4 protein-coding genes and 2 pseudogenes are annotated in these 5,954 nt (G+C 78.5%); 2 read left to right on the forward strand and 4 right to left on the reverse strand.

Features of this window, described 5'->3' with window-relative positions:
* The 3 genes from HLB09_RS11915 to HLB09_RS19420 all read right to left on the reverse strand — a co-directional run.
* On the reverse strand, nucleotides 1-1,058 hold a 1,058-nt coding region (locus tag HLB09_RS11915), incomplete at its 3' end, for an FAD-dependent monooxygenase (protein ID WP_171203586.1).
* A 64-nt stretch (nucleotides 1,059-1,122) separates the two neighbouring features.
* Nucleotides 1,123-1,287, reverse strand: a complete 165-nt coding sequence (locus HLB09_RS11920) for a hypothetical protein (protein WP_171203587.1) — start codon at nucleotides 1,285-1,287, stop codon at nucleotides 1,123-1,125.
* A 208-nt stretch (nucleotides 1,288-1,495) separates the two neighbouring features.
* Nucleotides 1,496-2,278, reverse strand: a complete 783-nt coding sequence (locus HLB09_RS19420) for a potassium channel family protein (protein ID WP_171203588.1) — start codon at nucleotides 2,276-2,278, stop codon at nucleotides 1,496-1,498.
* 175 nt (nucleotides 2,279-2,453) lie between these two features.
* Between HLB09_RS19420 and HLB09_RS11930 the strand changes: the two genes are divergently transcribed.
* Both HLB09_RS11930 and HLB09_RS11935 read left to right on the forward strand, forming a co-directional pair.
* Entirely contained in the window at nucleotides 2,454-3,608 is a 1,155-nt protein-coding gene (locus tag HLB09_RS11930; protein ID WP_171203589.1) for an FIST signal transduction protein, read from the forward strand.
* Between the two features lie 496 nt (nucleotides 3,609-4,104).
* Nucleotides 4,105-5,715, forward strand: a pseudogene (locus HLB09_RS11935) (putative bifunctional diguanylate cyclase/phosphodiesterase); the annotation flags it as partial.
* 102 nt (nucleotides 5,716-5,817) lie between these two features.
* Here HLB09_RS11935 and HLB09_RS20415 read toward each other — a convergent pair.
* Nucleotides 5,818-5,954 (reverse strand): annotated as a pseudogene (locus HLB09_RS20415) (immune inhibitor A domain-containing protein); the annotation flags it as partial.

Consider the following 5,954-nt stretch of genomic DNA (forward strand, 5'->3'; position numbering starts at 1 on the left):
CTGGGTCGGCGCAGCGCGCGGGCGAGGGCGGCGGCGTCCTCGAGGGCCTGGTTGGTGCCCTGCGCGAGGGCGGGCGGGACGGCGTGGGCCGCGTCCCCGAGCAGGGTGGCGCGCCCACGGCCCCACGGGCGGTGGACCCGGTAGGTGCCTCGCTCGTAGGCGGTCAGCCGCGCTCGCGGGTCGTCCAGGAGAGCCAGGGCCGCACGCGCCTCGGGCGCGCGCCAGCCGCCGAAGAGGCGGCGCAGCAGGCGCGCCGGCTCCTCGGGGTCGTCGTGGGGTGCTCCGCCCGCGCGCTCCTCGCCCGCGCCGGAAGCCGGCGTCCGGCGGACGTCCCACCACACCTGCACCAGGCCGTCGCCGCAGGGGTTGACCCCGAGCATCCCGGCCCGCCCGACGAGCAGGAGGCAGGTGTCCCCGTCGTCGAGGGCGGTCCCGGTGGGCAGGGGCGGCAGCTGCCACGTCGTCGCCCCCGTGGGACGCAGCGCGTCGCCGTGCAGCGCCGCGCGGACGGCGCTGCGTGCGCCGTCCGCGCCGACCACCACGTCCGCCTCCGCACGCCCGCCGCCCTCGAGCAGCACGGCCGGGCGCGCCCCGCCGTCTCCGTCCTCGTCCTCAGCGCCCTCGGCGAGCCCTGTGCACCGGGCGCCGGTCCGCACGAGCGAGCCCGTCGCGCCCTCGGCGAGGGCGTCGACGAGGTGGCCGCGCGGCACGGTGACGACGGCCCCGCCGGCCGCCCGCAGGTCGAGCGACAGCAGCGGACGACCGTCCGGCGAGCGGCGCTCCATGCGCGTGAGGCGCCGGCCCAGCCGCTCGGCGTCGACGTCGAGGTCGGCGAGGACGGCCGTCGCCCCCGGCCACAGCGTCACCGCGCCCCCGCTGGCGCGGACCGCCGGCGCCTCCTCGAGCACGACCACGGCGTGGCCGTCGCGGTGCAGGCCCCGCGCCGCGGCGAGCCCTCCGACGCCCGCGCCGACGACGACGACCTCCACCTGCCCACCGCCCTCCGCCGCCCGGCGGCGACCCAGGACCATCGTGCGCGACGGCGCGCGCAGCGGCACGACCGGCCGGCGCTGCTCCTCCGGGTCAGCGGCCGGGGCGCGGTCAGCGGTCAGCGGTCTGCGGTCAGCGGCGGGGGCGCCGGCGCACGTCGCGCCTCCGGCGGCCCTCGAGCCGCTGCAGCCGCACCGGGCACACCGGTGCGTGCACGAGGGCGAGCTCGCCCTCCGTCATCCCCGGGTAGCGCGCCGCGTACTCCCGCGCGCACCCGCATCCCCCCGTGTCCTCCACGCTTCAACCATCGGCCGACCGCGCCGGTCCGACGAACGGCCGACGGCCCCGCGGGTGACGCCGCTCGGCCGGTCGGGTGCGCGACGGCGCGGCAGCCACCCGCCGGGACCGCGGCCGCGAAGCCGCCTCCCGCGGGCCGCCCCACCTCGGGCCGCGCTCCTGCCCGCGCCTTCTGACCGGGCCCCCTGACTGGCCCCTGACTGGGCCCTCACTCGCGCTCCGGTCCCGGTGCGACCGGGCCCGCGCTCTCGAGCCCGCTCGACGCCCGGGCGGCGAGCTCCTCGCGCAGCGCGGCGACCTCCGCCTGGAGGGCGTGGACGTCGCCGCGGGTGGCCGCCTGCTGCTCCGCCTCGACGTCGCGCACGCGGTCGATGAGCCAGGAGGCGAGGGAGGCCGTCACGGTCCCGAGGAGCGCCACGCCGGCGACCATGAGGCCCACGGCGACGGCCCGCCCGCCGTCCGTCACGGGGTACAGGTCGCCGTAGCCGACGGTGGAGATGGTCGTCACCGCCCACCACACGGCGTCGGGGTAGGTCTCGATGAGGGCTCCCGGCGCGCCCCGCTCCGCGTCGAGGACGGCGAGGCCCGCCACCACGACGACGAGGACGGTGGCGCCGCCGACGTAGACCGCCACCCGTCCTCGGAGGCTGTCGGCGGCGTGGCGGTTGAGCACCGACAGCAGGGTGACGAGGCGCAGCAGGCGCAGCGGCCGCAGCAGCGGCAGGACGACGACGGCGACGTCGAGGGGGTGGCCCCGCAGGAAGCCCCACCGGTCCTCGCTGAGCACGAGGCGCACGGCGAGGTCGACGGCGAAGACGGCCCACAGCAGCCACCCGGCGACGTGCGCCGTCGTGGCCCAGGCCGGGGCGAGGCCCGGCTCGAGGATCGGCACCGCGTAGGCGACGAGGTAGAGCAGCGCCGCCGCGGTGAGGGGCCACTCGGCCCGCCGCTCCCAGCGGCGCCGCCGCGCGTCGTCCTGCAGGCCCGCCATGGGGCCAGAGGCTAGGAGGTCGTCGCGGCGGTCCACCGTGCTGCTGCCGGGTCTCCCACCTGGGCCCCGCCCCGCCGCGCCGTCGGCCCGGCCGCGCACGTCCGCGTGGATGATCTCGGGCGCGCCCGCGCCGGGTCTCCTCAAGCGGGGGAGGGACCCGGACGACGGACCACGCATGGGGGAGACCGGTGACCGGTGGATGGCGACGAGCCAGGCGAGCGCCGCCGCGGGCGCGCGGCGCGCCGGCGCCGAGGCGGCCGGCCGCGCGCTGGCGGGCCGCGCGCCGGCCCTCGTCGTCGTCCAGTCCGCCGGCCACCTCGACCACGCCGAGGTGCTCGCCGGCGTCCGCTCCGAGACGGGGGAGGCGCCCCTCCTCGGCGGCAGCGCGACGGACGCCTTCGGCGCGGAGGGGCCGGCCACGGACGTCGTCGTCACCGCCCTCGGAGGGTCGGGGCTGCGTGCGGCCACCGCCGCCAGCAGCGACCCCGACGTGCGCGCCCGCGGCGTCGAGGTCGCCAGGGCGCTCGAGCACGTCGCCGGGAGGCACCGCCTGCTCCTCCTGCTCCCCGACGGGCTCGACTACAGCCAGGACCAGCTGGTCCGCGGGGTCTACGACGTCGCCGGGCCCTCCGTGCCCGTCGTCGGCGGCGGCTCCTCGGCGGTCGTCGGGCGGGAGCGCACGGCGCTGCTGCACGGCGGTGAGGTGCGCCGCGGCGGCGTCGTGGCGGCCGTCCTCGCCTCCGACCGACCCTTCGGCGTCGGCGCCCACCACGGCATGCGCCCCGTGGGCGACGCCCTCGTCGTCACGGGCTCGACGGGGCTGGAGGTGCAGACGCTGGACGGCGAGCCGGCGCTCGACGCCTACCTCGCCCGCCTGAGCGCGCCGTCGGCCGCCCACTACGACGCCAGCGCCTTCGCCGCCTTCGCGCAGCTGCACCCGCTGGGACTGGCCCGCCGCCGCCGCGAGGAGGCGCGCGTCGTGGTGGGGGCGGACCTGCGGAACCGCACGCTCCAGTTCGTCACGCCCGTCCCGCAGGGCGGCCTCGTCCGGCTCATGGAGGGCGACACGGGCTCGGTGCTGCAGGCCGCCCGCACCGCGTGCGACGAGGCGGTCGGGGGCCTGGGCGACCACGCGCCGGCCGGGCTCCTCGTCTTCAGCTGCGTGGCGCGCCGGCAGCTGCTCGGCGAGGAGGGCGTCGCCGCGGAGGTCGCGTCCGTGCGGGAGGTCGGCGGCAGCGCGACGTCCGTGTCCCACAGCTTCGGGGAGATCGCTCGCACCAGCGGCTACGCGGGCTGCCACAACCAGACGCTCGTCGCGCTGGCGGTGTGACGTGCCCGCGTCCGCCACGTCCCAGGCGCAGCTCGTCGAGTTCGTCGCGGCGACGTCCTCGAGCCGCTCCGAGGCCGAGGTGGTCGGCGCGGCGGCCGAGCTGGCCGCCACCACCATCGACGCCGAGGTGGCGCTCCTCCTGGAGGGCGAGGAGGTGCTCTCCTCGACGGGGTGGGCGCCGGGCGCGGACGTCGGTCCCCTCGTGCGGGCGCTGGGCGCCTGCGGCTCGGCGACGGTCGACATCCAGGGCCTGGGCCCCGTCACGGCGCTCGCCATGCCCGTGCCCGCCCTCGGGCCGGGGAGCCAGCTCGTGGTCGCCCGCCTCGACGACGGGTTCGAGCCGGCCGAGCGCGCGCTCGTCATGGGCATGGCGCGGCTGCTCGGCGTCTCGGTGGACGCCGCGCGCGCCCTGGAGGGCGAGCGCGACGCCCGCGCCGAGGTCGAGGCCACCGCGGGGGAGCGGCTCCGGCTGCTCGCCGCCCTGCGGGAGCGCGAGATGCTGCTGACGACCCTGCTCGAGGTCCAGCGGGCCATCTCCCACCGGCGGCCGCTGGAAGAGGTGCTCGACCTCGTCGCCCGCGGCACGAGCGCCTCGCTCGGCGGCGTCCCGGTGGCGCTGGCGCTCGAAGGCGGCCCCGCCGGCGACCGGCTCGCCGTCGTCGCCTCCACGCACCCGGCCCTCGCGGCCACCAGCGCCGATGACCTCGTCGCGCTCGCCGCCCGGGCCGTCACCGCCTCCGGCACGAGCAGCGACCGGGTCGGCGGCGAGGTGCGCCTCGCCGCCCCCGTCCACCTGCAGGGACGGGCGCTGGGGGCGCTCCTGGCCCGTGTCGCGCCCGCGGACACCGAGGCGGCCGAGGGGCTGCTCGCCGCCTTCGCCGCGCACGCGAGCATCGCCCTCGGCGACGCCGACACGGCCGCCATCACGCGGCAGGCCTTCTACGACCAGCTGACGCGCCTGCCGAACCGGGCGCTGCTGCTCGACCGGCTCGAGCGGGCGCTCGCCCGCCGGGACGGGACGGGACGGAGCACGGCCCTGCTCTTCGTGGACCTCGACCGCTTCAAGCAGGTGAACGACCGGTACGGGCACGCCGTCGGCGACCGCGTGCTCGCGGAGTGCGCGGCCCGGGTCGAGGGGTGCCTGCGCGCGGACGACACGGCCGCCCGCCTCGGCGGCGACGAGTTCGCCGTCCTGCTCGAGGACGTGGCGAGCGAGCGGGACGCGGTCGAGGTCGCGGAGCGCCTCGTGCGCGCCGTCTCGGCGCCCCTGCGCTCGTTGGGCATCGAGCTCGGCGTCGGTGCCAGCGTCGGGGTGGCGCTCGCCGTGGACGGGGAGGCCGACGCCCACGCGCTCCTCGGCGACGCCGACCTCGCCATGTACCGCGCGAAGGTCGAGCGGGGAGGAGGGGTCGTCGTCTTCCACCCGAGCATGCACGCCGAGCGCGCCGAGCGGCTGGCCCTGGAGGCGGACCTCGCGCGCGCCGTCGAGCGCGAGGAGCTCGTCCTCCACTACCAGCCGGTCGTCGACCTGCGGGACGGGCGCGTCCTCGGCGCCGAGGCGCTCGTGCGCTGGCAGCACCCCGTGCGCGGTCTGCTCGGTCCCGACGTCTTCGTGCCCGTCGCCGAGGCGACCGGCGACATCGCGGCGGTCGGTCGCTGGGTGCTCCGGGAGGCCTGTCGGGCGGCGGCGCGCTGGCGGGCCACGGCGCCGTCGGCGACCGTCGCCGTCAACGTCTCGCCGCGCCAGGTCGCCGACCCGGGCTTCGTCTCCCTGGTGCGCGACGCCCTGCGCGACGCGCGGCTGCCGCCCGAGGCGCTGGTGCTCGAGATCACCGAGAGCATGCTGCTGCCGGGCGAGGCGCCGGTGCTCCAGCGGCTCGAGGAGCTGGCCCACGCCGACGTGTCCGTCGCCGTGGACGACTTCGGCACCGGCTACTCCTCGCTGTCGTCGCTGCGCCGGCTGCCCGTGGACGAGCTCAAGGTCGACCGGAGCTTCGTCCGCGACATGGGCGACCCGGAGGGCCTCGCCGTGGTGCGGGCCGTGCTCGAGCTCGCCCGTGCCCTCGGGCTGCGCTGCGTGGCCGAGGGCGTCGAGCACGCCGAGGAGGCCGCCCTGCTGGCCGGGCTCGGGTGCGACCGTGCCCAGGGGTACCACTTCTCGCGCCCGCTGCCCGAGGACGCGCTCCTCGAGATGCTCGCCGAGCGCGCCGCCCGCGTGGACGATCTGGAAGTGGTCGATGTAGCCGTCGGGCTCGTTGAAGTCGCCGTCGCCGTCGTAGTCGTAGCGGTCGTGCTGGTCGAACTCGGCCAGCTCGGCGGCGATGTCCTCGTCGCTCATGCCCGCGG

Source organism: Pseudokineococcus marinus (genome assembly GCF_013004605.1).
In the GTDB taxonomy this organism is placed as follows: Bacteria; Actinomycetota; Actinomycetes; order Actinomycetales; family Quadrisphaeraceae; genus Pseudokineococcus; species Pseudokineococcus marinus.